The 26,680-nt window shown below is 51.3% G+C and carries 25 protein-coding genes; 16 read left to right on the top strand and 9 right to left on the bottom strand.

What is annotated here, in order from left to right:
- Positions 1–26: 26 nt before the first annotated feature.
- The 3 genes from ACJAZW_RS07975 to ACJAZW_RS07965 form a co-directional block, all read right to left on the bottom strand.
- Positions 27–785, bottom strand: a complete 759-nt coding sequence (locus ACJAZW_RS07975; protein ID WP_415156867.1) for an ATP-binding cassette domain-containing protein — start codon at positions 783–785, stop codon at positions 27–29.
- Between the two features lie 31 nt (positions 786–816).
- Positions 817–1,941 (bottom strand): ABC transporter permease, encoded by a 1,125-nt coding sequence (locus ACJAZW_RS07970; protein WP_415156831.1) that lies wholly within the window; start codon positions 1,939–1,941, stop codon positions 817–819.
- 71 nt (positions 1,942–2,012) lie between these two features.
- Positions 2,013–2,966: a sugar ABC transporter substrate-binding protein gene (locus tag ACJAZW_RS07965; protein ID WP_415156829.1), complete on the bottom strand. Its 954-nt coding sequence runs from the start codon at positions 2,964–2,966 to the stop codon at positions 2,013–2,015.
- A gap of 180 nt (positions 2,967–3,146) precedes the next feature.
- Here ACJAZW_RS07965 and ACJAZW_RS07960 point away from each other — a divergent pair, with 180 nt between their 5' ends.
- Positions 3,147–4,148 carry a LacI family DNA-binding transcriptional regulator gene (locus ACJAZW_RS07960; RefSeq protein WP_415156827.1) on the top strand — a complete coding sequence of 334 codons (1,002 nt, stop codon included), beginning with the start codon at positions 3,147–3,149 and terminating at the stop codon, positions 4,146–4,148.
- Between the two features lie 4 nt (positions 4,149–4,152).
- Here the strand turns inward: ACJAZW_RS07960 and ACJAZW_RS07955 are convergent, their stop codons facing one another.
- Genes ACJAZW_RS07955 through ACJAZW_RS07945 form a run of 3 tightly spaced genes read right to left on the bottom strand, consistent with a single transcriptional unit; the run spans position 4,153 to position 7,340 of the window.
- Positions 4,153–5,301 (bottom strand): Gfo/Idh/MocA family protein, encoded by a 1,149-nt coding sequence (locus tag ACJAZW_RS07955; protein WP_415156825.1) that lies wholly within the window; start codon positions 5,299–5,301, stop codon positions 4,153–4,155.
- Positions 5,302–5,310: 9 nt separating this feature from the next.
- Positions 5,311–6,204: a sugar phosphate isomerase/epimerase family protein gene (locus ACJAZW_RS07950; protein ID WP_415156823.1), complete on the bottom strand. Its 894-nt coding sequence runs from the start codon at positions 6,202–6,204 to the stop codon at positions 5,311–5,313.
- An 11-nt stretch (positions 6,205–6,215) separates the two neighbouring features.
- Entirely contained in the window at positions 6,216–7,340 is a 1,125-nt protein-coding gene (locus ACJAZW_RS07945) for a Gfo/Idh/MocA family protein (protein WP_415156821.1), read from the bottom strand.
- A gap of 136 nt (positions 7,341–7,476) precedes the next feature.
- Here ACJAZW_RS07945 and iolD point away from each other — a divergent pair, with 136 nt between their 5' ends.
- From iolD to uvrB, 7 genes are all read left to right on the top strand, one after another.
- Positions 7,477–9,363: a 3D-(3,5/4)-trihydroxycyclohexane-1,2-dione acylhydrolase (decyclizing) gene (gene iolD, locus ACJAZW_RS07940; RefSeq protein ID WP_415156819.1), complete on the top strand. Its 1,887-nt coding sequence runs from the start codon at positions 7,477–7,479 to the stop codon at positions 9,361–9,363.
- On the top strand, positions 9,363–10,343 hold the full coding sequence (gene iolC, locus ACJAZW_RS07935) for a 5-dehydro-2-deoxygluconokinase (RefSeq protein WP_415156817.1): 981 nt from the start codon (positions 9,363–9,365) through the stop codon (positions 10,341–10,343). The genes iolD and iolC overlap by 1 nt, the downstream gene beginning before the upstream one ends.
- Before the next feature lie 24 nt (positions 10,344–10,367).
- Positions 10,368–11,210 (top strand): 5-deoxy-glucuronate isomerase, encoded by an 843-nt coding sequence (locus tag ACJAZW_RS07930; RefSeq protein ID WP_415156815.1) that lies wholly within the window; start codon positions 10,368–10,370, stop codon positions 11,208–11,210.
- Entirely contained in the window at positions 11,207–12,037 is an 831-nt protein-coding gene (locus tag ACJAZW_RS07925; RefSeq protein ID WP_415156813.1) for a class II fructose-bisphosphate aldolase, read from the top strand. The genes ACJAZW_RS07930 and ACJAZW_RS07925 overlap by 4 nt, the downstream gene beginning before the upstream one ends.
- Position 12,038: 1 nt before the next feature.
- Positions 12,039–13,028: an inositol 2-dehydrogenase gene (iolG, locus tag ACJAZW_RS07920; protein ID WP_415156811.1), complete on the top strand. Its 990-nt coding sequence runs from the start codon at positions 12,039–12,041 to the stop codon at positions 13,026–13,028.
- Positions 13,029–13,358: 330 nt separating this feature from the next.
- A complete protein-coding gene (locus ACJAZW_RS07915) occupies positions 13,359–13,745 on the top strand; it encodes a DUF1761 domain-containing protein (RefSeq protein WP_415156809.1) in 387 nt (128 codons plus the stop codon).
- Between the two features lie 152 nt (positions 13,746–13,897).
- The gene (uvrB, locus tag ACJAZW_RS07910) at positions 13,898–16,369 is read left to right on the top strand and encodes an excinuclease ABC subunit UvrB (protein ID WP_415156807.1); all 2,472 of its coding nucleotides are present in this window, start codon (positions 13,898–13,900) and stop codon (positions 16,367–16,369) included.
- 1,208 nt (positions 16,370–17,577) lie between these two features.
- Here uvrB and ACJAZW_RS07905 read toward each other — a convergent pair.
- Positions 17,578–18,573 carry a DMT family transporter gene (locus tag ACJAZW_RS07905; protein WP_415156805.1) on the bottom strand — a complete coding sequence of 332 codons (996 nt, stop codon included), beginning with the start codon at positions 18,571–18,573 and terminating at the stop codon, positions 17,578–17,580.
- A 276-nt stretch (positions 18,574–18,849) separates the two neighbouring features.
- On the bottom strand, positions 18,850–19,137 hold the full coding sequence (locus ACJAZW_RS07900; RefSeq protein WP_415156803.1) for a hypothetical protein: 288 nt from the start codon (positions 19,135–19,137) through the stop codon (positions 18,850–18,852).
- Positions 19,138–19,310: 173 nt separating this feature from the next.
- Between ACJAZW_RS07900 and ACJAZW_RS07895 the strand changes: the two genes are divergently transcribed.
- Positions 19,311–20,360, top strand: a complete 1,050-nt coding sequence (locus ACJAZW_RS07895) for a DUF1176 domain-containing protein (protein ID WP_415156801.1) — start codon at positions 19,311–19,313, stop codon at positions 20,358–20,360.
- A gap of 9 nt (positions 20,361–20,369) precedes the next feature.
- Complete coding sequence (locus ACJAZW_RS07890) at positions 20,370–21,233, top strand: DMT family transporter (RefSeq protein ID WP_415156799.1); 864 nt, start codon at positions 20,370–20,372, stop codon at positions 21,231–21,233.
- Here the strand turns inward: ACJAZW_RS07890 and ACJAZW_RS07885 are convergent.
- On the bottom strand, positions 21,224–21,841 hold the full coding sequence (locus tag ACJAZW_RS07885) for a metal-dependent hydrolase (protein WP_415156797.1): 618 nt from the start codon (positions 21,839–21,841) through the stop codon (positions 21,224–21,226). The genes ACJAZW_RS07890 and ACJAZW_RS07885 overlap by 10 nt on opposite strands.
- 171 nt (positions 21,842–22,012) lie before the next feature.
- Between ACJAZW_RS07885 and ACJAZW_RS07880 the strand changes: the two genes are divergently transcribed.
- The 6 genes from ACJAZW_RS07880 to ACJAZW_RS07855 all read left to right on the top strand — a co-directional run.
- Positions 22,013–22,987, top strand: a complete 975-nt coding sequence (locus tag ACJAZW_RS07880; RefSeq protein ID WP_415156795.1) for a calcium/sodium antiporter — start codon at positions 22,013–22,015, stop codon at positions 22,985–22,987.
- Between the two features lie 6 nt (positions 22,988–22,993).
- On the top strand, positions 22,994–23,752 hold the full coding sequence (locus tag ACJAZW_RS07875; protein WP_415156793.1) for an SDR family oxidoreductase: 759 nt from the start codon (positions 22,994–22,996) through the stop codon (positions 23,750–23,752).
- Positions 23,749–25,635, top strand: a complete 1,887-nt coding sequence (uvrC, locus tag ACJAZW_RS07870; protein WP_415156791.1) for an excinuclease ABC subunit UvrC — start codon at positions 23,749–23,751, stop codon at positions 25,633–25,635. Before ACJAZW_RS07875 ends, uvrC begins: the two co-directional genes overlap by 4 nt.
- Before the next feature lie 54 nt (positions 25,636–25,689).
- Positions 25,690–26,238 (top strand): CDP-diacylglycerol--glycerol-3-phosphate 3-phosphatidyltransferase, encoded by a 549-nt coding sequence (gene pgsA, locus ACJAZW_RS07865; protein ID WP_415156789.1) that lies wholly within the window; start codon positions 25,690–25,692, stop codon positions 26,236–26,238.
- Positions 26,235–26,486, top strand: a complete 252-nt coding sequence (locus tag ACJAZW_RS07860) for a MoaD/ThiS family protein (protein WP_415156787.1) — start codon at positions 26,235–26,237, stop codon at positions 26,484–26,486. The genes pgsA and ACJAZW_RS07860 overlap by 4 nt, the downstream gene beginning before the upstream one ends.
- 1 nt (position 26,487) lies before the next feature.
- Positions 26,488–26,680: molybdenum cofactor biosynthesis protein MoaE (locus ACJAZW_RS07855; RefSeq protein ID WP_415156785.1), on the top strand; the 193-nt coding region annotated here is incomplete at its 3' end.

Here is a 26,680-nt window from a genome sequence, read left to right as displayed (position 1 = left end):
CAACGTCTCAAAACAACAGTAATACCCTAAACTGTGCCACCCAATGAGCCTTCGAGTTTTGCAAGTTCTTGGCCACCAGCCATCATGTCTTGCAGTTCTTCAGGTGTAATCTCATCACGTTTGGCTGTGCCTAACGTTTGCCCTCGATTAAGAACGGTGAACCGATCTCCGACGGCCATCGCGTGGCGCACATTGTGAGAAATAAACACAACCCCAATGCCTTTTTTGCGCACCTTGTCGATCGTAGCTAGAACATTGGATGTTTGCCGCACGCCAAGCGCCGATGTTGGCTCATCCAAAATGAGCACCTTTGCCCCAAAGTGCACAGCCCTTGCGATAGCAACGGTTTGGCGTTCGCCGCCGGACAGCGTGCCGACAGCCTGATCAGGACCACGCAAATTGATGCCCATCTTTTCCATTTCAGACATCGTCACTTCATTGGCATGTTTGTGATCAAAGAAGTTAATGCCACCAATCCGTTTTGTGGGCTCATTGCCCATAAAAAAGTTACGCGCCACAGACATCAAAGGGATCATGGCAAGGTCTTGATAAACCGTGGCGATGCCTGCCGATATGGAATCCCGCGGGCGGGCAAAGCGCATAGGTTTGCCTTCAAAATATATTTCGCCTTTTGTCGGTTTATGAACGCCAGACATGGTTTTGATGAAAGTCGACTTTCCCGCGCCATTATCGCCCAATAGGCAATGGCATTCGCCAGGCAATACATTAAGCGACACGCCGGCCAAGGCAATGACAGCACCAAAATGCTTCTCAATATTCTTCATTTCGATAATGGGAGTTTGCTCACTAGCCATCTTATTTCTCCCCTGTAATCATGCGGCGAATATAGGTGTTCAAGATCACCGCCAGCAGCAAGATCACCCCAAGGAACACGCGGAACAACGAGCTTTCCACCCCGGCAAAGAACAGCCCTTGCTGCACCACGCCAAAGATCAGCGCGCCAAGTGCCGCCCCAATAACCGAACCATATCCACCCGTCAAAAGTGCACCACCAATAACCACCGAAATAATGGCTTCAAATTCTTTAAGCAGGCCGCGGTCAGCCCCAGCCGACCCAAATTCCATCACCTGCGATGTGGCAAACACGGTTGCGGTAAATGCGGTGAACATAAACATAATGATTTTCACACGGTTCACGGGAACACCTGTATAGCGTGCCGATTGGGCGTCGCCACCTGACGCAAATATCCAGTTCCCAAAGCGGGTTTTTGTCAAAAGTATATGCCCGAATATCACCAATCCGATTGCCCAAACAATGAGCATCGGGATGCCGTCAACAACGGGCTGGCCTTCGCGCGTGCCACGGCTGAATGTTTCGATCCACCCCTGATCGCCCATCCATTGAAAGAAACCTGTTAGAATTTTTCCGCCAAACAGCGGTGCGAGCCAATCGCCCTCGGCCACATCGCGAACCCCGCCAATAATGGTCTTACGTGTTGTTGCGATGGCCGCAAAAATTGTTAGTCCGCGCAGAATGAATAGGAATGCCAGCGTGACAATAAAACTTGGCAGACCCGTTTTGATCACAAGCCATCCGCTGAGCGCGCCAATTGTCATACACAGAATAAATGTTGTTATAATGGCCAACCAAACCGGCCAGCCAAAACTGACAGAAAGCAGCGCAATAGACATCCCAGCAAAGCCAATCATCGACCCAACGGACAGATCAAATTCACCTGCAATCATCAGCAAACAAGCCCCGACCGCGATAATGGTAAACTGCGCTGATACAATCGACCAGTTCAAAACACCCGCTGGTGAGAACATGCCAGAGTCACGCGCCATCAAAAAAAAGAAGATAAAGACCAGTATCGTCCCTGCGATGCTGCCCAATTCCGGGCGAATTAGAAAACGGCGAAATGTTGATATTTCTTTGACGCGTTCATCTGACGATAGGGATGATTTATCTGTGTCCGACATCACTCATGCTCCCTGCATAAAGTATGTAAAAAGCGGCCGTTTGAAAACGGCCGCCCTAGAGAATTATCTACCTAGCGATACTCGCCAGCGAACTCTTCAACTTTAGCCAAAGCGTCTTTAGTGACGAAACCCGGGCCTGAGTTGATGTTGTTGCCAGGCAAAACGCCATACCGATCGTAGTTGGTCAATATGACCACCGGCAGATAGGCTTGCAAGAATGGCTGTTGGTCAATGCCCCACTGAATAACACCCGATTTGATGCCTTTAACAATTTCTGTACCCAGATCAAAGGTTCCAAAATAAATCTCACCAGACAAACCCATTTCTTCCAACGCAAGGATGGTTGGGTCAGCACCGGTTGGGCCAAGCGTCAGCACAGCTTCGGTTTCAGGGTTAGCCGAAAGGTAAGCCATGACACGGTTTTTGATCTCAGCCGGGTCTTGCCCGCTATCCATCATCGAATCGCCCAGATCAATCCCAAGTCCATCGGCAAATCCACGACAACGTTCAGCAACTACTGTGTTCGAGATCACATGGTTTACGCAAACAAACGAACCAATGCCGTCACCTTTGGCCCGAAGACCAGCAGCAAAACCAGCATCATATTCAGGCTGACCAACAAACATCAGCGCACCAACATCACGGGCTTGCTCAGGCGTACCCGAGTTCATGATAATGACGTTAATGCCTTGATCAACAGCGTCACGAATTGGGCCACTCAGCACGTCATAGTCTGCAAGTGTTGTGATAATGCCGTTGGGGTTCGACGCCGCAGCCTGTTCAATGATGCGAGCCATGTCGGCAAGGTCACCCGTTGGGGGATTGCGATATTCGACCTCAACGCCCATCTGTTCGCCAGCCAGCGCAATGCCGTTTTTGATTGTATTCCACCAGCTGTCGCTATCTGGCGCGTGACTGACCAAAATGTATTTTTCGCCTTCAGCGTATGCCGACGAAACCACACCAGTAGTCGCAAGGGCAACACCAATGGCAACGCCTGCAACTGTTTTGATAAACTGTTTCATATTATTCCTCCCTAAGATCAATTCATTGGATTTGTCATCAATGCTGATGACCCCTCCATGCTGCATAACCAACCACATCTAATTTCATTTTGCAACCGGTTGCAAAAAAATCTTTTGAACTTTATGATTTTTGATGAAATGACACAGGACAATCTATTTCAAGAAAGGCCGTGGCGAACAATGGCAGTAACATTGAAGGATGTGGCGCAAATGGCGGGGGTTTCCCGTTCCGCGGTATCACGTACCTTCACCGATGGCGCAAGCGTGTCGGACAAAACTCGAAAAAAGGTAGAAAAAGCAGCACGTGAGCTGGGATACAGCCCGAGCTTCATTGCGCGCAGTCTGGCAACAAACCGCACAAAACTGATTGGCCTCGTCGCAAATAATTTCCAAAACCCAATTTTTTTGGAGGTCTTTGACCTTTATACTCAAGCGCTGCAGGAAAAAGGATTGCGCCCCTTATTGGTGAATTTGACCAATGAAACCGATCCCGAACATTCTGCGCAAATGCTGCGGCAATATCGCGTCGACGGTGTCATTGTGGCCACATCGACGCTTCCACCCGAATTCGCCGTTGCGTTCAAGAAAGCCGACGTACCCGTGGTGCATGCATTCGGTCGCTTCAATCCCGCCCATCATGTGCATGTGGTGGGAATTGACAACCAAGCTGGCGGACGCATGGCGGCACAAACGCTTATCGATCACGGCTATAAATCGGTCGGGTTTTTGGGCGGTCCAAAATTTGCAACCTCCACACAGGATCGGGAACAAGGCTTCTGCCAACACCTTTTGGAGAATGGTGTTCAGATCGCTGACGTGCGATACGCCGACGCCTACGCGTATCAAGCGGGGCGTCGCGCCATGCATGAACTGCTCGACGAGAAAAAGGTCGATGCCATTTTTTGCGGCGACGATCTCATATGTATCGGCGCTATGGACGAGGCATGGTCCAAGGGGTTGAGCATCCCACAAGACATTGGCTTCATTGGGTTCAATGATATGCCAATGGCGTCTTGGGGCGCTTACAATTTGACCACCATAAGACAACCAACCCGTGACATCATCAAGAGTTCGATTGAACTTGTGGTCTCGATGGTTGAAAGCCCTGATCGCGCCCTTGAGACACGATTGTTCCCGTGCGAAGTGGTGGAAAGGGGCACCTTGCGCCCCTTGCCAGTTTAGAGATCTAATTCAAATCTAGCTCTGTCCATGCACTTGCCGCTGTAGCCGATTTCGCCGCTGCGTCAATCGCCGCCATGGAAACCATGCCATCGAACGCGGTTGGATAGCCCAACTCGTTTTGATCGAGGGACAATCCAAGCTTGCGCGCCTCAATATCTTTGGCGATGCTTTTGTAAATATTGGCAAAAGCGACCGGCGCACCCTCTGCATGTCCGATGGTCAAACGCGAGGCGTCAATTGAGGCATCACTAAGGCCCGCCTGCCCGCGTTCAAGTATTTGCACACTTTGATTAATTGGGTTCCAATAGAGCTGATTGGGCTGTTCCTGCGCCCAACGTAACCCGCCTTTTTCGCCAAACACCTGCAAGGTGAGACCATGCATCCGTCCAATGGCAATTGAACTGCTCCACAAGCGCCCAACGGCCCCTTGGTCCATGCGCAAAGCCACCAGCGCGTCATCTTCCAATTCCCGACCTGGCACACAGGCTGCAAAATCTGCTGAGACTTTTTTCGGATTTTGGCCCAACACAAAGCTTGCCAAATGCAAGGCATGAATACCGCAATCGGCAAACTGGGCTGAAACGCCAGCTTGTTTGGGGTCATACCGCCAGCGCACACGTGGGTTGTCCGCGTCGGCTGCATCAGCATGAAATCCATGCGAAAACTCCGCCACGAAGGAACGCACAGCACCTAAGTCACCGTTGCGCACCATCTCGCGCATTTGCCTGACCATAGGGTAACCCGAATAGCCATAGTTGACCGCACAAATTTGTCCTGTTTTTGCTTGTAGAGCAACAATCTCCTTGGCTTCATCCAAAGTCATGGTCATAGGCTTCTCGCACAAGACATTGAAACCATTTTCCAAAAAGGCTTTCGTGATTTCAAAATGGGTCGAATTGGGCGTCGCTATCGTTACAAGGTCCAGCCGATCTTCTCGTATTTTCTCCGCTGCTAGCATATCTTGCCAACTGCCATAGGCACGGTCTGGTTCAAGACCCAATCGTGTGCCATACTCGCACGCTTTGACGGGGTCAACATCCATTGCGCCGGCTCTAAACTGGAATTTGTCGTCAAGTGCGGAGCACATACGGTGAGCAAGTCCGATTTGACTGCCTTCGCCGCCGCCAATTATGCCCCAATTTAGTTTTGCCATCACTTTGTCCTACTCAAAACCTATTGACCGCAAATAGTCGCGGTTCAATTTTGCATCGCTTACGGGCGATGTGTCGCCTTCAGGATCGCAATCCTGCTCCACCGTACACCAACCTTCAAACCCAGACTGAAGCAACAGTTCGCGCACCGCTACAAAGTCTGTTTCACCGTCGCCCAAATTGCAGAAAATGCCATCGCCACATGCCTTATAAAAATCGGTTTGGTTGGCGATGGTCGCCGCTTTTACTTTCGGGTCTATGTCTTTGAAATGCATATATGAAATGCGCTTCATATGCCGTTTCATAAAAGCAACAGGGTCAAACCCGGCATAGTGCGAATGACCGGTATCAAGACAAATTTTGAGATATTTCTCATCCACTTCGTCCAGCAGTTTTTCGACTTCGTCCTCAAAATCCATAAAGCCAGCGGCATGTGGATGAATACCAACCGTCAAACCGAATTCCTCTGCCCCCATTTTGGCAATATGCTCAATGCGTTGGCGGAATGCCCGCCATTCGTCATCGTCCATTTTTTCGGCTTGTTGGGGACGGCCCGCGGTTGGCGCACGGCGTGGCGAAATTGAATCGATCAAAACCAAATGCTCCGCGCCGTGCGCAGCCAGCGCTTTACAGGTACGCACCGCGCCATCTAGCACGTCGTCCCATTGCGCAGGATCGTGAAAGGCGCGAAAAACCACGCCGCCGATCAACTCAAGATCGCGTTTTGCAAACTCATCTGCGACCAGATGTGATTCTTCTGGCATAAACCCAACAGGTCCCAGCTCAATGCCAGTATATCCTGCCTGCTTGCATTCATCGAGAACGCGCAGCCAATTTGGATTGCGCGGATCGTCGGCGAATTCAACGCCCCATGAACATGGCGCATTGCCAATTTTAATTGTCATAAAGGTGCCTTTCAAAAACACTCTGCGTTGGTGCTAACTTGTTGCCAGCTTTTTTGTTCAGCCGAAGCAAATACTGCTTCAACGATTTTGTTCACTTCATGCCCGTCACTAAATGTCGGCCAGATAGGTTCACCTGTTTCAATGGCCGTTAAAAAGTCTTTAGCCTCGATGATAATTTGATCCTGATAGCCTGTGCCGTGGCCTGGACCTTGGCAAAAAGCCAGATAATCTGGATGGTGCGGCCCAATAAGGATTTTCTTGAAGCCGCGCTCCGCTTCCACACCCTTCATTTCATAAAGCCACAGTGCATTTTGGTCTTCTTGGTCAAACCGGATAGCGCCCTTGGAGCCAGTGATTTCATAGGCGAAACCCATTTTTCGCCCTGTTGCCGTGCGCGAAAAATACAGATGCCCCATGGCGCCAGAGGCGAACCGACACATCAATTGCGCATGATCATCATTGGTGACTTTTTGTATCTCCGTTTCTGAGCGACGCGCGTCATAAACGGTTTCAACTTCTGCAATGAGTTCGGTTATAGGACCCGCAAGCGCAAGAGCTGCGTTGATCATATGCGGTGCCAAGTCGCCCATGGTGCCGTTGGCTGTGCCACTGGTGCGCCACGAGGCAGGGAGATCGGGGTCTGCTAGAAAATCTTCAGTATGCTCACCTCGAAACCAAGTGATATCGCCAATTTTTCCATCGCGTATGAGCTGCCGAGCGAATTGGGTAGCTGGCGTACGCACATAGTTGAACCCGACCATATTGGCGACACCAGCGTTTTTTGCAGCCGCAACCATCGCCGCGCTATCGTCAAGCGACGCGCCCATCGGCTTTTCACACAGAACGGGCTTTTTGTGTTTGAAGGCGAGCTCGGCAATTTCACGATGCGTCACCTGTGGCGACGCAATCACAATAGCTTCTACCTTGTCATCTAAAACCAGTTCGCGCCAATCATCAGTCGCTCGGGCGAATCCGAACGCGTCGCGATATTGATTTGCGGATTTAATGGTTGTCGCACAAACCATTTCAAGTCGCGGTCGTAATTTGGTATTGAAGACCGCTGCAACAGCATGCATTGCAACCGCATGCGCTTTGCCCATATAGCCGCCGCCCACAATTCCTATGCCAATTTCCACCACTAAATTCCCACATTTTTGAGATTCTTTTTGCAACCGGTTGCAAAATAGATAAACTCCAAATATGGTTTATCGTCAAGGGCAAAATATCAACTTGGATTTTGCCAAACGATTCTGGTTCTTTGGGGAGTAGCTTATGTCAGGCACAACTGACACGATCCGATTGACAATGACGCAAGCGCTCGTGCGCTATCTTGCCGCTCAATATATTGAGATCGAGGGCGAACGTGTTCGCCTTTGCGCAGGCGGGTTTGGCATTTTTGGGCACGGCAATGTGACATGTCTTGGCGAGGCTTTATATGCCCACCGCGAAGAACTTCCCCTTTTTCGAGGACAAAATGAACAGTCTATGGCCCATGCGGCTATTGCCTATGCAAAGCAAAAACTGCGCAGGCGTTTTATGCTTGCCACCGCATCGGCCGGCCCGGGCACGACAAATATGGTCACAGCTGCCGCATTGGCGCACACGAACAGGTTGCCAATTTTGTTTTTGTGCGGTGATACATTTATAACGCGTTTGCCGGACCCAGTGTTGCAGCAGATCGAAAATTTCAACGACCCGACACTCAGCGTAAACGACGCGTTTAAGTCGGTTACGCGGTTTTGGGATCGGATTACGCATCCCGCGCAAATCATTCATTCGCTGCCAAATGCAATAGCTACAATGCTAGACCCCGCAGATTGTGGCCCAGCTTTCATTGGACTGCCGCAAGACGTGCAAGGATGGGCATACGATTATCCACTTTCATTCTTCGACGAGAAAGTGCATCGCATTCGTCAACAACCCGCAGATCAGCGAGAAATAGACGATGCAGTTGCTGCAATTGCTGCCGCCAAACGTCCAATAATCATTGCGGGTGGCGGCGTGCAATATTCTGGCGCAACGGCACAGCTGCAAGCGTTTGCTGAAAAACACCACATTCCTGTGGTCGAAACAATCGCAGGCCGCGCAAACCTTTTGCACACCCACGAACTAAATTGCGGCCCGATAGGGGTCACCGGTTCAAACTCGGCCAATTATTTGGCTGAACATGCTGATTTGGTCTTGGCCGTCGGGACCCGGCTGCAAGATTTCACCACCGGTTCTTGGACCGCTTTTGCGCAAGACGCAAAGCTGGTTTCGATCAATGTTGGACGGTTTGATGCAGGCAAACATTTGGCGCTGCCAATTGTTGGGGACGCAAAACTTTGTTTGCCCGCGCTGTCAGAAAAGCTGAACGGATATAAAGCCGATCAGAATTGGGTGCAAACGGCAGGCGTCGAACGCACCAAATGGGACGCGTATGTGGATGAAAACATTGAACCTAAATCGCCTGAGGGTAACACCCGGCCAATGTCTTACGCGCAAATTGTCGGCGCAGTGAACCGTCTTTGCGACGACGATGATCGCATTGTGGCCGCCGCCGGCGGCTTGCCCGCAGAAGTGACAGCCAATTGGCGCACCAAGTCCATCTCATCCATAGACGTAGAATTTGGGTTTTCCTGCATGGGGTATGAGATAGCTGGCGGCTGGGGCGCACGCATCGCACAGACCGAAAACTCACCAGAAAATGACACCATCGTTTTTGCGGGCGACGGTTCATATTTGATCATGAATTCAGACATCTACTCTTCCGTTTTGACAGATAAGAAGATGATTTTGATCGTCTGCGATAATGGCGGCTTTGCGGTGATTAACAAGCTCCAAAACAATACCGGCAACGCATCTTTCAATAATCTGATTGAAGACAGCAATATCGTCGGCGAGCCTTTTTCGGTGGACTTTGAAGCCCATGCGCGAGCAATGGGGGCGACAGCTGAAACCGTTCAGTCGATGGACGATTTTGATGCCGCATTTGCGCGCGCCAAAGCATCTGATCGCACCTATGTGATTTGCATGAAGGTTGACCCTTACGAAGGCTGGACCAAAGAAGGTCACGCTTGGTGGGAAGTTGGTACCCCAGAAATCAGCAACGATGATAAAGTGCGCACCGCCCATCAGGATTGGGAAAGCACTCGCCATCGTCAGCGACGGGGGGTGTGATGGCAGACCTTTCCCGTATCAGACAAAACAAATTTCTTGTTCTAGGCCGCGCAGGCATGGACATTTACCCGGACCCTCCGGGCACCCGCACCAAAGAGGCATCGCAATTCTTTGCATGCCTTGGTGGCTCCTCGGCCAACATTGCGGTTGCCTTAACTCGGCACGGCGGCATCGCGGACTTGTTAACTTCTGTATCTGACGATGCCGTCGGCCATTTTGTCCTCAACCAATTGGATCGATATGGCGTTGGCCGCAACCATGTAAAACTCGTTGGCGGCGAGGCGCGCACATCTTTGGCAGTGGTTGAAAGCCGTATAACAGACCACCAATCGGTCATTTATCGCAATGGCGCTGCGGATTTTGAAGTCGAGGCTGATGACTATGCAAATCTCGATTACAGCCAGTATGGTGCGCTAATTTTGACCGGGACTGCGCTTGCAGCTCAACCATCCAAAACGGCGACTTTTGAAGCAATACGCCTTGCCAAAGCCGCGCAATTGCCGATCATATTTGATATTGATTATCGCCCCTATTCTTGGCCCTCAAATGAGGTCGCGGCAAAAACCTACAATAGCGTCGCCCAGCTTTGCGATATCGTGGTGGGCAATGACGACGAGTTTGGCGTGATGGCAAATGACTATGCAAACGGCAAGGCATTTGCTCAATCACTTGCACAATCCGGTGTTGCCATTGTGATCTACAAAATGGGGCAATTGGGGTCAATCACGTTCACCTCAGATCAACAATTTGAAACAGGCATTTATGCGGTTGATGCGCTAAAGCCCACGGGTGCAGGCGATGCATTTATGGGATCGCTTGTGGCCTCTTTGGCACAGGGCGAAGAGCTTGAAGAAGCCGTTCGGCGCGGGTCGGCCGCCGCAGCTTATGTGGTTTCGCGCATCGGCTGCGCACCCGCCATGCCAACCACCAAACAACTTGAAGATTTCATAGATAATCACAGCGGCTTATCGGCTGCATGATCGGTTTTGCGCTTAGGAGTTAATATGCATATTCCCCCATTTGATAATCATAACAAGCCGATCGTTGACGTGAATGATACGCGTGTGCCGCTCAACTATTTCAATATTGTGAAGCTAAATCGTGGTGATGCATTTGAGTATCAAACGCCCGGATATGAAACGTGCATTGTGCCAGCAACTGGCACAATTGATGTGGATGTGGAAGGCCAGAAATATCTAAACATTGGACAACGTACAGTGGACGTGTGGGACGGTGAACCCGAGGCGGTTTATGTGCCTATTGGTGCAAAAGCTACTTTTGTTTGCACGACCGAGAATGCTGAGGTGTTTATTGCTGGTGCGCCACACGACAAGGTGCTTGACCCATTCGACGTGCGCGCGGCCGATATCGATATGGTCCAATATGGCTCCGACGACACCAAAACCCACCGCAAAATCAAGCATATTCTTGGCAACAAGATGCATGACAGAGTTGGCCGGCTTCTGGTCTCAGAACTTTATACGGTTGGCCAAGGCGGCTGGTCTGGCTTTCCGCCACACAAGCACGACACAGATCGCTTGCCAGATGAAACCCGGCATGACGAAACCTACAATTACCGCTTTCGCCCCAATCACGGCTTTGGCCTGCAATTGGTTGAGCGCGAAGAAGGTAAGATCGGCGATGCTTATCATTTGGTGAATGGCTCGACCATCTATTTGGAAAATGGTTACCACCCTTGCGTCGCTGCGCCGGGCTACGAAATGTACTATTTCACTATTCTTGGCGGGCTATCACAGCGTTCGCTGGTGCAGTATTTCCACCCCACACACGCCTATCAGATTGAAACAATCCCGGGCATCAAAGACATGATTGCGAAATTCAAATGAGTGCAGTTTCGTTAGCCGATGTTCTTCGCCCCGCTATGAACGGCGGCTATGCGATCGCAGGTCTTGTTTGTCTTGGTTGGGAAGATGCCCGCGCCTATGTGGAAGCCGCTGAGGAAACCGGCATTCCCATTATCTTGCAAGCTGGGCCGGGGTGTCGAAACCATACCCCCGTGCCAATTCTTGGAAAAATGTTCCGGCATCTCGCAGATCAGGCAAGTGTGCCGGTCGTGTGCCATATTGATCATGGTTACACGTTGGCGGAATGCGTCGAAGGCATTGAAAGCGGCTTCACTTCCGTTATGTTTGATGGCTCCAAACTTCCAATTTCTGAGAATATTGACAAAACAGCAGCGATTGTTGAGTTGGCGCACGCTGCGGGCGTTTCTGTGGAAGGTGAAGTTGGTTTTGTTGGCTATGCAGATGGTGCCGCTTCCGCGGGTACTGATCCACAAGAAGCCGCTCGATTTGACAAGGAAAGCGGTGCGGACGCTCTGGCCATATCGGTGGGTAACGTCCACTTGAAGACCGAAAAAACCGCAGGCCTTAATTTCGAACTTTTGCGCGAAATTGAAGCGGTAACAAATTTGCCGCTCGTGTTGCACGGTGGCAGCGGAATTCCGGTTGATGTACGCCAAGAGTTGGCACAAACCAGCCGGGTATCAAAATTCAATATTGGGACTGAACTGCGTATGGCGTTTGGCCAAGCGCTACGAAAATCGCTGAACGATCAGCCCGACATATTTGATCGGGTTGCACTGCTTGGTCCCACCATTGCCCCTGTTCGAGAGGCAACAAAAACCGTGATCACCGCCTTTGGGAGAGTATAATATGCTACGTATTGGACTATTAGGTTGTGGCCGTATTGGGCAAGTTCATGCCCGCTCCATCGCCCTAAATCGACAAGCTGAGCTGGTCGCCGTGGCTGACGCGATTGATGACGCAGCATTAAGCCTTGCAAATGAATATGGTGCACAAGTGCGCGATGCTGATGCAATTTGCGCCGCAGAGGATATTGACGCAATACTGATTGGTACACCGACAGACACACATGTGGATTTTATCTTGGCCGCGGCTAAATCGGGCAAGGCCATCCTTTGTGAAAAGCCGTTTGATCTGGACACGGATCGCATCAAAGATTGTTTGGCCCAGCTGGCGCCCGAAACAGTTTTGATGTTTGGGTTTCAGCGCCGATTTGATCCGCATTTTGGCGCGTTAAAAGCACAAATCAATCAGGGTGCAATTGGCAACGTGGAAATGATCAATCTGATTTCACGCGACCCCGGTGCCCCGCCACTTTCCTATATTGCACGTTCAGGCGGCATCTTTGCAGATATGATGATCCATGATTTTGACATGGCGCGGTTTTTGTTAAATGAAGAACCTGTCTCGGTGCAAGCCATGGGCGCTGCACTGGTTGATCCGGCTATCGGGCTAGCCGGTGATTTTGACAGCGCAACTGTGCAGTTGCAAACCGCTAGCGGCAAGATGTGTCAAATTTCATGCTCACGGCGCGCGACATATGGTTACGATCAGCGGGTCGAAGTGCATGGCTCAAAAGGCGGATTGCAGGCGAAAAACCAGCATGAGAACGCTGTGCGTTTGGCCAACGCAGATGGCTATCACGACGCGCCGTTAATGAATTTTTTCTTAGAACGTTATCTACCCGCCTATCGGGCCGAGTTGGACCATTTCATTGACGCTGTGAGGAACGGTGCCGCGCCGTCGCCGTCGGGACATGATGCCCTTAGAGCACAAATGCTGGCAGAAGCGGCAATGCGCTCGGCAAAAACCGGCGAAACTGTTTTGTTGAAGGGCTAGGCCATGTTTTACACGAAATCTGCTTGCGAAGTGCACGATTTTGAAAATCTGGTTACGCAAACAGCGGTTACATATATCCGAAATTCTGTCCTGATTTGAACGTGAATCCAACTGGCAACCATATCAGGTCCCTACCCGATATAACTGGCGCACGCCAGACGACCTATCAGCACGACCAAGGCATCAACTGGAATACCATCACTGTTGCCAACAACTTCAATGGTTAACAAAAGCTTGCCAAAATGTCGCACCCATGCAAAGTTTTGCCTGGCTGGTAGGGGGCGACAGCAAGTTTTAGGGGAACTGCCTCGCAGTAAATTGGGGACTAAAATGGTAGAACTAACTGCAAGTGTGAGCTGGTTGGCTGTAATTGTGGGCGCTGTGTTGGCATTTTTGCTGGGTTGGCTTTGGTATTCACCAAAACTATTTGGCACAAAATGGGCTGAAGGCAGCAAGGTGGAATTGGGCAACGCTACTGATATGCCAATGGTGGCAATGGCAACACAGGCTCTAGGCCTGATCGGCCTTGCATGGGTTGTGGCCATCACAGCGGCAACAAATAGCTTGCTGACCATCATATTGATCACAATTTCATTCGTGTTGCTGCAATGGTCGGGCAACTCATTTACCCAGAAAAACAATTACGCGAAAATGGTTGATGGCGGATACTGGATTGCGGCAGTCGTCGTTATGATTGCGGTCCAAATGGTCCTTTAAAGACGCCATAGATTTAGCGGAGAGAGTGGCCCCGCCCCAAAATAGGGCGGGGCTTTTTCGTCCAAATTCTTGTGCATGTTCTCTTTACGTTCGCACGGTTAATGCCTATATTGCAGCAACATCTCACTTCCACTTATGCCCAGGACTTTAAAATGAGCGGCGACGATTCCAAGCCGAAGCAGCCCGACAAGCCGAGCCGGCCAAGCAAGGCTGACTTTTCTATTGATGATTTTATATCAGAGATAGAGAAGGCTGAGGACATTGTGGCGTCAAAGCCCCTGCCCCAACATCGGTTGCGCAACGCCCGCGCGCTTGACCGGGCAGAGGCGGCAGAAGCGAAGCGCAAAAACACCAAAACGTCCAATCCTGACACCGTTACCGGCATGTCCAAAAAGTCGCCAAAGTCCAAGGCGAACTCTGTTGAGCGACCAGAAAACCTAGACGGCTTCGCTGAGGCTCCCCAAGCGGGATTTGTTTTGCCCGGCAAACCAATTGATGCCAGCACAGGTGTGTCCGAAACCGTAAAAGCGCTCGAAAACCTCATTCAATATGGCCGCGAAGAAGTGGAAGGTGTTGAAGCTTGGAAACCGCACCGTCCTGCTCGACCGGCCAAACTTGAAGGGGGCATAAAGTTTGATCTGGTCACCAAATTTTCACCGCAGGGCGATCAGCCCGCCGCCATTGCCGAACTGCAAGCAGGCATTGAAAACGGCGAGACCGATCAAGTATTGCTCGGCGTCACAGGTTCTGGCAAAACCTTCACCGTCGCTTCGCTGATCAACAACACCCAGCGCCCCGCCCTCGTGCTTGCCCCAAACAAGACTTTGGCAGCACAGCTTTATGGCGAATTCAAAAGCTTCTTCCCCAACAATGCGGTCGAATATTTTGTCTCGTTCTACGACTATTATCAGCCCGAAGCATATGTACCGCGCACCGATACATTTATTGAAAAAGAATCCACCATCAATGATCAAATCGACCGGATGCGCCACTCTGCCACACGCGCGGTGTTGGAACGCGACGATGTCATCATCGTGGCGTCGGTTTCGTGCATTTATGGTATCGGTTCGGTGGAGGGCTACACCTCGATGATCGTTGACCTAAAAGAAGGTCAAAAAATCGATCAGCGCGAACTGCTCGGCCAACTGGTGGCCTTGCAGTATAAACGCAACGAAGCTTCGTTCGTGCGCGGCACCTTCCGGGTGCGCGGCGACACGATTGAAATCTTCCCCGCCCACTATGACAGCGCTGCGTGGCGGGTCTCCCTGTGGGGCGACGAAATTGAATCTATCGTCGAGTTTGATCCGCTAACGGGCCACAAAGCCGCTAACCTGAAATATATCCGGCTATACGCGAACTCGCACTATGTGACCCCGCGGCCAACGCTCAACCAAGCGATGAAATTCATCAAAACCGAATTGCAGGCCCGCCTACAAGAGCTCAACGGCATGGGCCGTTTCTTGGAAGCGCAGCGTCTGGAACAGCGCACATTGTTTGATCTTGAAATGATGGGAGCCACCGGCTCCTGCGCGGGCATTGAAAACTATTCGCGTTATCTCACGGGCCGCCAACCGGGCGAACCGCCCCCAACATTATTCGAATATTTGTCCGACGATGCCCTTGTTTTTGTTGATGAAAGTCACGTCACTGTCGGCCAATTGGGCGCGATGTATCGTGGCGATTTCCGACGCAAAGCAACGCTTGCCGAATATGGCTTCCGCTTGCCTTCCGCCATGGACAACCGCCCGTTGCGGTTTGAAGAATGGAACGCCATGCGGCCCCAATCCGTCTATGTTTCGGCCACACCGGGCAAATGGGAAATGGAACAAACGGGCGGCGTATTTGCTGAACAAATCATTCGCCCGACGGGCCTGATTGACCCACCAGTGGAAATCCGCCCGGCCAAAAACCAGGTTGATGATGTCATCGATGAGATCAAGAAAGTCGCCAAAGTCGGCTATCGCACATTGGTGACCACTTTGACCAAAAAGATGGCCGAGGATCTCACCGAATATATGCACGAGCAAGGCATCAAGGTGCGCTATATGCACTCCGACACCGACACGATTGAGCGGATTGAAATTATCCGTGATCTGCGGCTTGGCGCTTTCGACGTGCTGATCGGCATCAACTTGCTGCGCGAAGGTTTGGACATTCCCGAATGTGGATTGGTGGCGATTTTGGATGCGGATAAAGAGGGCTTTTTGCGCTCTGAAACCTCACTCATTCAAACTATTGGCCGCGCCGCGCGGAACGCCGATGGTCGCGTCATCCTTTATGCGGATAAGGTCACCGGATCGATGGAACGCGCGATGGGCGAAACCAGCCGCCGTCGCGAAAAGCAAGAAGAATACAACATAGCACACGGCATCACCCCGCAATCGATCAAGTCCGACATTAAAAACATCATGGATTCTGTTTACGAGGGCGACCGCGTCACCATCGGCACCGGCAACAAGTTTGCCAAAGGCCAGGTGCATGTGGGCGACAACCTCGCCGCCACGATCAAAGATTTCGAGGCCAAAATGCGCGAAGCCGCAACCAATCTCGAGTTCGAAGAAGCTGCACGATTACGTGACGAGGTGAAGAGGCTGAAGGATTTGGAACTCGATATCATCGATTAAATTGTTGATTTTAAAAAACCCTTTCCGCCTAGCACTCTGCGGCGGGGGGTCTTAGGTCGGCCCGTTGGGGCCGATGGCGGCGCGCAACATCCGGCGGGGGTGCCGGGGTAGCAGGTGCAACCTGCAACGGCGGCGCGAAAAATAAGACAGACCCCGCATCAAGTGCGGGGATGCCACAGAATGTGTGGCAAAAGGATTACCAAATCCTCTGGCTGTCCCGGCCCCCGAGCCGGGACCAAATTCCATAATTTAACAAGCTTTCTGTGAGGACCGACTTAGCCCCCACCCTTAATCCCTCCCCACAAGGGGGAGGGAAACTGAAGCCGTGCGCTGCCACAAACACCGTCGTTACGCCGCCACAGACTGTCCCCGGCCCCCGAGCCGGGACCAAAACAACCATTCGATCGCACGTGCGGCACAAGAGAGAGTGTCTCCCTCCCCACAAGGGGGAGGGAAGCTGAAGCCGTGCGCTGCCACAAACACCGTCGTTACGCCGCCACAGACTGTCCCGGCCCCGGGGCAAGCCCTAGGATGCTTGTTGGGAAGTTGGTGCACAACATCAACGCCAACAAAATCATGTCTCCCTCCCCCTTGTGGGGAGGGATTAAGGGTGGGGGGCTTTACATCACCGAAATTCGACCCCGGATCAAGTCCGGGGATGACGATGATAAAAAGTGGGGATGTAAATTCACTCAACATAAGTGTGATGCACCAATCGGCGGGGGTGCCTGGGTCGGGACCAAAACAACGGCACCATCACCTCTGCCAATCTCCGCCCTCACCCTGAGCTTGTCGAAGGGCGACACAACAGCCAGCCCTCGTGGTTCGACAAGCTCACCATGAGGGTTGGTGAACTCGACCGCCCGTGCGGCGCGAAAAACGCTCAGTGCGCGATAAGACGTTGCAAATGTAACTAAATCGCAATTGATTTATATCAATTAGAAGAATCAAATCTTCTGCGCATAATGGCGGCAAGTTGAAGAGATTGATCGCACGTTGACCTACTAATTTTCTGGCGGTGATCCTTCCATCAGCACTTCGCAAGTGGTGCTGTGCAATAACCTTGGCGGGTGTGCAATCATCTCATGCCTCGCAAAACCCGTCCAAGGTTTATTGCCAACAAGTGTTCGGACAGGTGTGGGCATGTTCTCGCGATCATCCCCTATCTGATCTCTCCGCGTATGTCGCGCCTGTCCGATCTTTTTTCCTTAGCGAATTGGTACCTGTTTCAACGCTTCGCGCTTGGCCGTTTTCGCCTTTTGACGTTCCCGCCACCACACAAACAACCCGGCACCCACAGTCAATGATGCCCCGAACAAACTAATCGCATCTATCCAATGGCCAAAGAAAATCACCGTCATGATGATTGCGGCTGGTAGGATAAGGAAGTTGAACGGCTGCAACGCACTGGCTGGCGCTTCGCGATAAGCCATGGCGAAAAGCGTGTGCGCCACATTGGCTGTGATAATCACCAAACCCATCAAAAGCCAAGCGTTCAGCGCCATCGGCACCATATTGAAAATACCGACGGACGTGGAAAGCACAACGCCAACAACCGCCATATAGGCCATGGATGTCGTTGTGCTATCGTGGCGCGAAACCAAGCGGGTTAAAACCGTATACAGCGCAAATGTTGTAACCGCGCCCAGCATAAACCAGACGCCAATATTCACGTCTTGGAAACCGGGCCGGATGATAATCATCGCGCCCAAAAATCCAACGCCAATCGCCGACCATCTGAAAATGCCCACCTGCTCGCCCAAAAGGGGAATTGCAAAAAGCGTCACAACAATGGGGAACAGCATAAATATTGCTTGCAGGTCACTCAGCGGCATAAATTGCAGCGCCGCGCTGAAAAACCAAATATCGAGCACAAGAAGAATACCCCGCGTGACCTGAAGCTTAGGGCGCTTGGTGCGAAAGGCCTGCCGAATTGGACCTTCCCGCATAATCCAAACAAGGGTAAAAACTGCCACACCCCAAAAGCGGATCATCACCACCTGTGTGGGTGGGTAGTCTGTCACCAGCATCTTCACCGCAACGTCCTGCACGGAAAAAATCAGGATTGAAATCAGCGTCAGGGCAATGCCCTTCGAAATGTTATTCCCGGCAGCGGGGCTCGTGTTATTCATAGCAAGACCTGAAAATGAAATGACGTCTGACCAAATCAGCACGTCCAATATTGAAGACGAGAACCGTAACATTGAATTTTCAAACTACCTACAAGAATGAACCTATAAAGCGCTCGAAAGAACGCCACGCTTTTTCCCCACAATCGCCAAACAGCAGGAACCGAGGCGCAAAAAATCGAAGTTACATCTGCAATATTAGCAGCTGCGGCGGCTCGTCTAACAGACGTTGGTAGTATTTCGGTGGACATTAAAGAATTAGATCCCGCGACTTACCGCAGGCGCACACTCTGAATAAAAGTAGCCCCGGCACATGACGCACCGGGGCTGGTATTTTTCGTCAGTGAACACCTATTTTTCTGCGTTCTTCGCCATCATGCTTTTCACAACCCCAACAATAGCGGTCAAAACGCCACCGCCGACCAGGCCAGAAATGCCGTCGCCCGCAAGGCCCAAGCCCACAAGCGTGTCAGGTCCGGCCACAGCACCAGTAAGTGCTGCACCACCAAGGCCACCAATAGCCCCAATGATTGTGTTGCCCATCGTGCCCAGACTGGCTTTCTTCATCGCCAGCGCAACACCGTTGCCGCCGATACCACCAGCAATCACTTGTATAAGTAATGGTAAAATTGTTTCCATAATTCCCTCCGTTTTTTTGGGCAAATCCCTCAATCTGCCACGCAAATATTAGCGCACGGACCGCCAAAACAAAAGCCATATGCCAACATTGTCTGACAAAGCATCACGCCAATAATTTGCTGTCTAAATGCAAAATCTAAGCTACAGTTGGGACCAACAGGGGGTATTTTATCATGCGTTTAATGATCATGTTTATTATGGCACTTTTGACAATTACGAGTGCACAAGCACAAAATTCTGGCGAAAAACGCGAATACTTCAAAGACTGGCTGGCCGCATGTCGACCAGATACTGGTTATTGCTCCGCAATTTCATACATTAACCCAAACCCGGGTAACGGCAGCGTGGCGGACCATTGGCTGCGCATTGGCCGGCACAAAGACGGTACCAAGTGGGAAATTTCGCTCACCCCGATCAAATCCATGCCAAGCAATACCACCACATTCTATTTCTGGATTGGTGAGGACAGCTTTTGGTTTACAAAAGGCGGTTCTGCCCTCGCCCATGGCGCAGTCAATGACATTTTTATGACCGGCGACGACGCAACGAAAATGCTTGGCGCAATGCTTGCGGGCAGCAATATGTCCGGATCATTCGATAGCGATCAGGGCGAAACCGTCAATGTGGAGTTTTCGCTCTCAGGTCTGACCGCATCCATGTTGTGGATTGACGAGCAACAGGAACGTTTGGGCGATCCACGTATCGCAGGGGATTTGCCAATCGGGCTGGAATTAGCAGAGCCGAAATTAACGTTGCCAACAGACTTACCCGCCGAAATTTTTGAAATACATGCCAAACAAGAGAACTGTGAACCACCAGCAGAACTGGTACACGGCGACGACTGGCAAGTTTATCAAGTCAACAATGACACACTTTTGTTTATGCTGCCGTGCAGCGCCGGTGCGTATAATTTCTCTTACATGTTCTACACTCAATCATTTGAATATCCAGGAATATCCAAACTGCTGTTTGCCGACTATTGGGACTCCGTGGGCTGGACGGGTACTGACATGCTTGTTAACCCATCCTATGAGCCTGAAACCAAAACACTATACAGCTTCTACAAGGGTCGAGGGCTTGGCGACTGTGGCACATCTGGCGAATGGCAATGGCAAGATTACGGCTTCAAAATGCTCAAATTTTATGCCAAATCAGAGTGTGATGGTTTTGAAGATGATGAGGAAATTGAGTTTCCGCAGATTTTCCCCGCGCTCACCAAGTAGGCCGCAAGAATGCTCAAAACGCTTATTCTAACTGCCGTCGCCATGATGGCATTTGCGGCCAATTCTGTATTCACACGCATTGCGTTGGTGGAAACCCAGATTGACCCGATCATGTTCACAGCGATCCGCATCGCAACCGGCGCGCTGGTGCTTGTCGTGATTGTGGCGGCACACAAAAAATCTTGGACGTTCGCTAAAGCAGGCGGGTCGTGGCGCGGGTCGCTTGCGCTGTTTTGTTACGCGATATTCTTCTCATTCGCCTATTTGTCGCTCGGCGCGGGCCTTGGCGCGCTGATCTTGTTTGCTTCGGTGCAAATTACCATGCTCGTTTGGGCAATCATTAAAGGCGAGCGTCCGGGGCCGATTGAGATTGGCGGAATTGTGTTGGCGTTCGGCGCGTTCATTTATCTGGTATCGCCCGGCCTTGTCGCTCCTGACCCAGTTGGGACACTTTTAATGACCATTTCAGGCATCAGCTGGGGCGTTTACTCATTGCTGGGGCGCGGTTCAATCAACCCGTTATATGACACGATGGGCAACTTTGTGCTGGCGCTACCAATGGCCATCATCATTGTGGTTGGCTCAATGCTCATCGCCGACATTTGGCCGGTGGACTTGAAGGGCGTGCTGTTCGCAACACTTTCAGGCGCGCTGGCCTCAGGCATTGGCTATGCCATTTGGTATGCTGTGCTACCACGTCTTGCGCGCACCAGCGCAGGCGTCGTCCAACTCACCGTGCCAGCAATCGCGGCAGCTGGCGGCATATTGTTGCTCGGCGAGCAGCTTAGTTTGCGCTTCATTGTCGCCAGCACGCTCATTCTGACAGGCGTTGCAGTAGCAACGATTTTTAAGCGCAAACCCGCTCAAATTTGATGCCCAAAGCCCGCCAATGTGAAAGCAACCGAAGCTAGATAGGGCAAACCCAATAATGCAACACCAACGCGCGGTTGCCAACTTGCAAAACGCCGCCACAAAATTGTTACTAGACCCGCCCCCATCAACAACTCAAACGCGCCAACCCATTTGCCGTAATATTGCGACTGCCAATAGGAAATAGGCGAGTTGAACCGTGCGCCACTGAACGGCCAAAATTGCACGTGGGCATCGTCCGCATGCGTCATGAAATCAACGAGTATATGCGTCAGGCCAGCCAAAACAAATAACACCAGGCTCAACCAGACCACCCGAGATTTTGGCGCGCTGCGCAGCAAAAGCAAGAAGATCAGAAGAGCGGCGATATATATTGGGAACGAGTTCGACAGGGCAGACAGAAATTGCCAGGGCTCCTGCCAATACATCCCATCCGGTTTGCGCCACAGGTTCGTTATTTGTGACCCGGGCATTCGCCCCACAACGAACATCACAAACAATGACAAATCGGGAAAAAATCCGCCAAAAACGATCAATAGATTCTGCCTGCGTGTATATCGTCTTCGCGTTAGCGCAGCCGCAGCAATCAAAACGTGCGTATTGGTTAGCATATTCAATCCCCTATCGCATAAAACTGTACGAGGAAATTATTTACATGACCAGCGCATCACATAAGTTGTGATGTCTTTACATATAATTCCCAATCCCCATATGAGAGACTCTTGTGTTTTGCGTCGATCTTTGTCACTACCAAGCGCACGCGTTTATATGAAAAGGTTCAAATGCCATATTTGTTGCTCATTTTGGGCCTTGCCACACTAGTCGTAACTGGTGATCTGTTGGTTCGTGGCGCTGTCGGCCTGTCCAACCGTATGGGCATACCCCCGCTGGTAATCGGGCTCACTGTCGTCGCGTTTGGCACATCGGCACCTGAACTTGTGGTCTCACTTTCCGCCGCAGCCGAGGGCGCATCCGGCCTATCCATTGGTAACGTTGTCGGCTCAAACATCACCAATATTTTGTTCGTGCTTGGCGTTCCGGCGCTTTTTTTCTCCATTGATTGCAAACAAACAGGTTTACGCCGCTCCACAGCCTTCATGGTTTTTGTGAGCGTCCTTTTGATTGTACTAAGCCTTGATCAAATCATCAGTTTCTCCGATGGCTTAATTTTGCTCGTGCTGCTCGCTGGCTATTTGATTTACAATGGCATCGAAGCAAACCGGATGCGCAAAAAAGGCCAAGCGATTGAAGAGATCGTCGAGGAAATAAACGACGCACCGGACGACACGCGCAAAATAACTATCTACTTACTTATCGGCATCATTGGCTTGCCGCTTGGCGGTAAACTGACAACAGACAGTGCGCTAGACATTGCAAGAATGATGGGCGTGGCAGAAAGTGCCGTCGGCCTCTCAATTGTTGCACTCGGTACGTCCTTGCCCGAATTTGCCGCTGGAATGGCTGCGGCGCTGCGCAAGCAATCAGCAGTGGCAATTGGCAATGCTGTGGGCTCGAACATTTTTAATATCTTGTCGATCATCGGCGTCACCTCAATGATCATCCCGCTTAAAGTTGACACCAACTTCCTCACGTTTGACTATTGGGTCATGCTGCTTGTTACGCTTGGTCTGGTGCCAATAGTTTTCATGCATCGCAGCATTGGCAGACGCGAAGGGTTAGTGATGGCAACCTTCTACGTCATCTATTTGTTCATCGTATTTAATGTTGGCCACGGCGTGGTTGAGGGGAGCGTTTAACAAGCAATGTCAAAAGGTGTTGCACTCATCACAGGCGCAGCCGACCGCATTGGGGCCGCGATCGCCACAGCGCTTGCGTCTGATGGCTACAAGACAATTATTCACTACAACAGTTCCGGCGAAAAAGCAGATGCGCTGGCAGCGCAAATTTCCGCAAATGGCGGCACCGCAGCAACAGTTTGTGCGGACCTGTTGCAGGCAAGTGCGCGCAATCAATTGATCGAACAGGCTCGAAACCTATTTGGTCCTTTGAATGTGTTAATCAACAATGCTTCAATTTTTCAGCCAGACAATATCAACGCACTCTCAGCCGAACTGTGGCAAAAGCACTTCACCATCCACGCTGAAACGCCGGTCTTTCTCACCAGCGCCTTTGCCAAGCAGTTGAGCGAGGGTGCCACCGGCAACGTCATCAACATGATCGATCAACGTGTGTGGGCGCTCAAGCCAACATTTTTCTCCTATACCCTCTCCAAGTCTGCATTGTGGACCGCAACACAAACCATGGCCCAATCTCTTGCCCCGCGCATCCGCGTAAACGCCATTGGACCAGGCCCCACGATCAAGAACATTCACCAGAATCAAGCCGCTTTCCAGAAAGAAATCGAAGCATTGCCCCTAGAAGTTGGGCCAAAACTTGAAGAAATCTGCAACGCTGTACGGTTCATTTTGTCTGCACCATCTATGACCGGACAAATGGTTGCGCTTGATGGTGGTGAACACTTGAAATGGTCCCACAAAGGTGAAAACATCTCACCCCAATGAGCGACGCAACCACATCACCCGGCCCTGACATCATCAAGAAATTCGTCAAGAACCTGCCAACGGGTCCCGGCGTTTACCGCATGTTCGACGATGCAGGCAACGTGATTTATGTGGGCAAGGCGCGGAACCTCAAAGCGCGGGTCACAAATTACACCCGTTACGATGGCAATTCGGTTCGTATTGGCCGGATGATTTCGTCCACCCGCACCATGGAGTTTGTCACCACAAACACCGAGAGCGAGGCCCTTTTATTAGAAGCCAACATGATCAAGCGGCTTAAACCCCGCTACAACGTGTTGCTGCGCGACGACAAAAGCTTTCCCTATATTTTGATGGCGACAGAGCACGCCGCCGCAGAACTCACCAAACATCGTGGTGTACGGCGCAAAAAGGGACATTATTTTGGCCCCTTCGCCTCTGTGACGGCCGTCAACCGCACCATAGCAGCCCTACAAAAGGCTTTTCTGCTGCGCAACTGTTCAGACAGTTATTATGAAGCCCGTACCCGCCCTTGCTTGCAACACCAAATCAAACGCTGCGCTGCCCCATGCACGGGCGAAATTTCCCTTCAAGACTATCAAGTCCTGGTCGACGATGCGGTGAAATTTCTGTCCGGAAAATCCAAAACCGTGCAGTCCGATTTGTCCAAAGATATGCAAAAAGCGTCTGAGGAATTGGACTTTGAACGTGCCGCTTTATTGCGCGACCGTATCGCAGCGCTTTCTCATATCCAAGGTCAAGGCGATATGAACGCGCAAACAGTTGCCGACGCTGACATTTTTGCCATTCACCAAGAAGCAGGCAAATTCTGCATTCAGGTGTTCTTTTTCCGCGCGCACCAAAACTGGGGCAACCGCGCCTATTATCCGCGTGCCGACAAGAGTTTTGACGAAAAAGAAGTACTCACCGCTTTCATCGCACAATTTTATGAAGCGCGCACACCGCCCAAATTAGTGCTTCTGTCCCATCCAGTAGAAGAGCCTAAGCTGTTGGGCGAAGCTTTGGCCATACGTGCGGATCGCAAAGTCGAAATCTTGACCCCGCAGCGCGGCGAAAAACGCGCACTTGTGGAGCATGCCCTCAACAATGCACGTCAGGCTTTGGGTCGACAATTGTCAGAAAGCGCATCACAAATTCAATTGCTCGACGGCATGGTCAAAACCTTTGGTCTTGATGCAGCACCGCGCCGCATCGAGGTCTATGACAACTCGCACATACAAGGCACAAATGCTGTGGGCGCGATGATTGTTGCCGGACGCGACGGCTTGTCGAAAAAGCACTATCGGACCTTCAATATTAAATCCACGGAGATCACGCCGGGCGATGATTTTGGCATGATGCGAGAAGTGCTCACCCGACGCTTCACCCGGCTTGTGAGCGAGTACAAACCAACCGACAACAGCGCTGACGCCGACAAGGAAACGATGCCCGACTGGCCCGACGTGCTGTTGATTGATGGCGGCAAGGGCCAAGTAACGGCGGTGCGCGAAACACTCAAAGAATTTAACTTGCCGCAGAAGGTAACCCTAATCGGCATCGCCAAAGGCGAAGAACGTAACGCAGGCCGCGAAACGTTTATCCTTGAGGGGCGGGAGCCCTTTATGCTGCCAGCCCGAGATCCGGTGCTTTATTATTTGCAACGTTTGCGCGATGAATCTCATCGGTTCGCCATCGGCACCCACCGCGCCAAGCGCTCAAAGCAGATAGTCAAAAATCCGTTGGATGAAATCGACGGTATCGGCCCAACACGCAAAAAGGCCCTGCTCACCCACTTTGGATCAGCCAAAGCCGTGAGCGGTGCAACATTGAAAGACTTGCAAGCAATTTCGGGTATTTCAAAACAAATGGCGCAAATCATCTATGACCATTTCAAGCGCACTTGACCTTAACAATCCGATGCGATTGGTTACGGCAACAAAACTGATTAGGACCGGCCAGTGAATATTCCAAACATACTCACATTGTCACGTATTGCTGTGATACCACTCATCGTTGCGTTGGTGATGATGCACAACACAACCGCCCAATGGATCGCCTTCGCGCTATACGTGACCACCGCCCTCACCGATTTTTTGGACGGCTATTTGGCCCGCAAAATGAAGCTCGTGTCCCCATTGGGCCGCATGCTCGACCCTATTGCCGATAAACTCATCGTTGGCGCGTTGCTAATCACATTCGCCTTTGACGGCAGCTTTTCTACAGCACTGACATTCGCCGCAATTTTCATTATCATGCGCGAAATCGCCGTGTCAGGTTTGCGCGAACATTTGGGCCCGCAAAACATCGTCATTCCGGTCTCCGGTATTGCCAAATACAAAACCACCTCGCAACTGGTTGCACTGGGGTTTGTTATGGTACTGCCGATCGTGCCTGGCCTTCAGCTTGTCGCCACCGCCACGCTGTGGCTCGCCACTGGTTTGACGCTTTACACTGGCTACGAGTATTTTGCAGGCGCATGGCCGCATCTGATTAAGGAAGAAAAATGAAAATCTTCTATTTTGCATGGCTCAGAGAGCGCATGAACAAGGGCAGCGAAGACGTATCGCCACCGCAAACCGTCACCACCATTGATCAATTGATCGATTGGAAATCAACGACGGACGAAAGCTTTGCTTTGGCTTTTGCAGACCGCGACATCATCCGCGCTTCAATTGACGATGAATTGGTCCAAACCGATGCATCAATTTCCGGCGCGCGCGAAATAGCGTTCTTCCCCCCAATGACAGGCGGCTAATATGTGGGTGCGCATCCAACAAGAACCGTTTGACCCGGGTGGCGAAAGCAACGCGTTTTTTGCCAGCGATGGTGCGGCAGGTGCAACGGTCACGTTCACGGGTTTGGTGCGCTCAACACCAGACAAACCCATTGAAGCGCTCATCCTTGAACATCATCCAACCATGGCCAAAAAACAAATCGAACGCTTTGCGA

It is taken from the genome of Maritalea sp. (genome assembly GCF_047634455.1).
Lineage (GTDB): Bacteria > Pseudomonadota > Alphaproteobacteria > Rhizobiales > Devosiaceae > Maritalea.
Note: the sequence above shows the minus strand (reverse complement) of the source record. Positions and strands in the feature narration are given on the sequence as shown.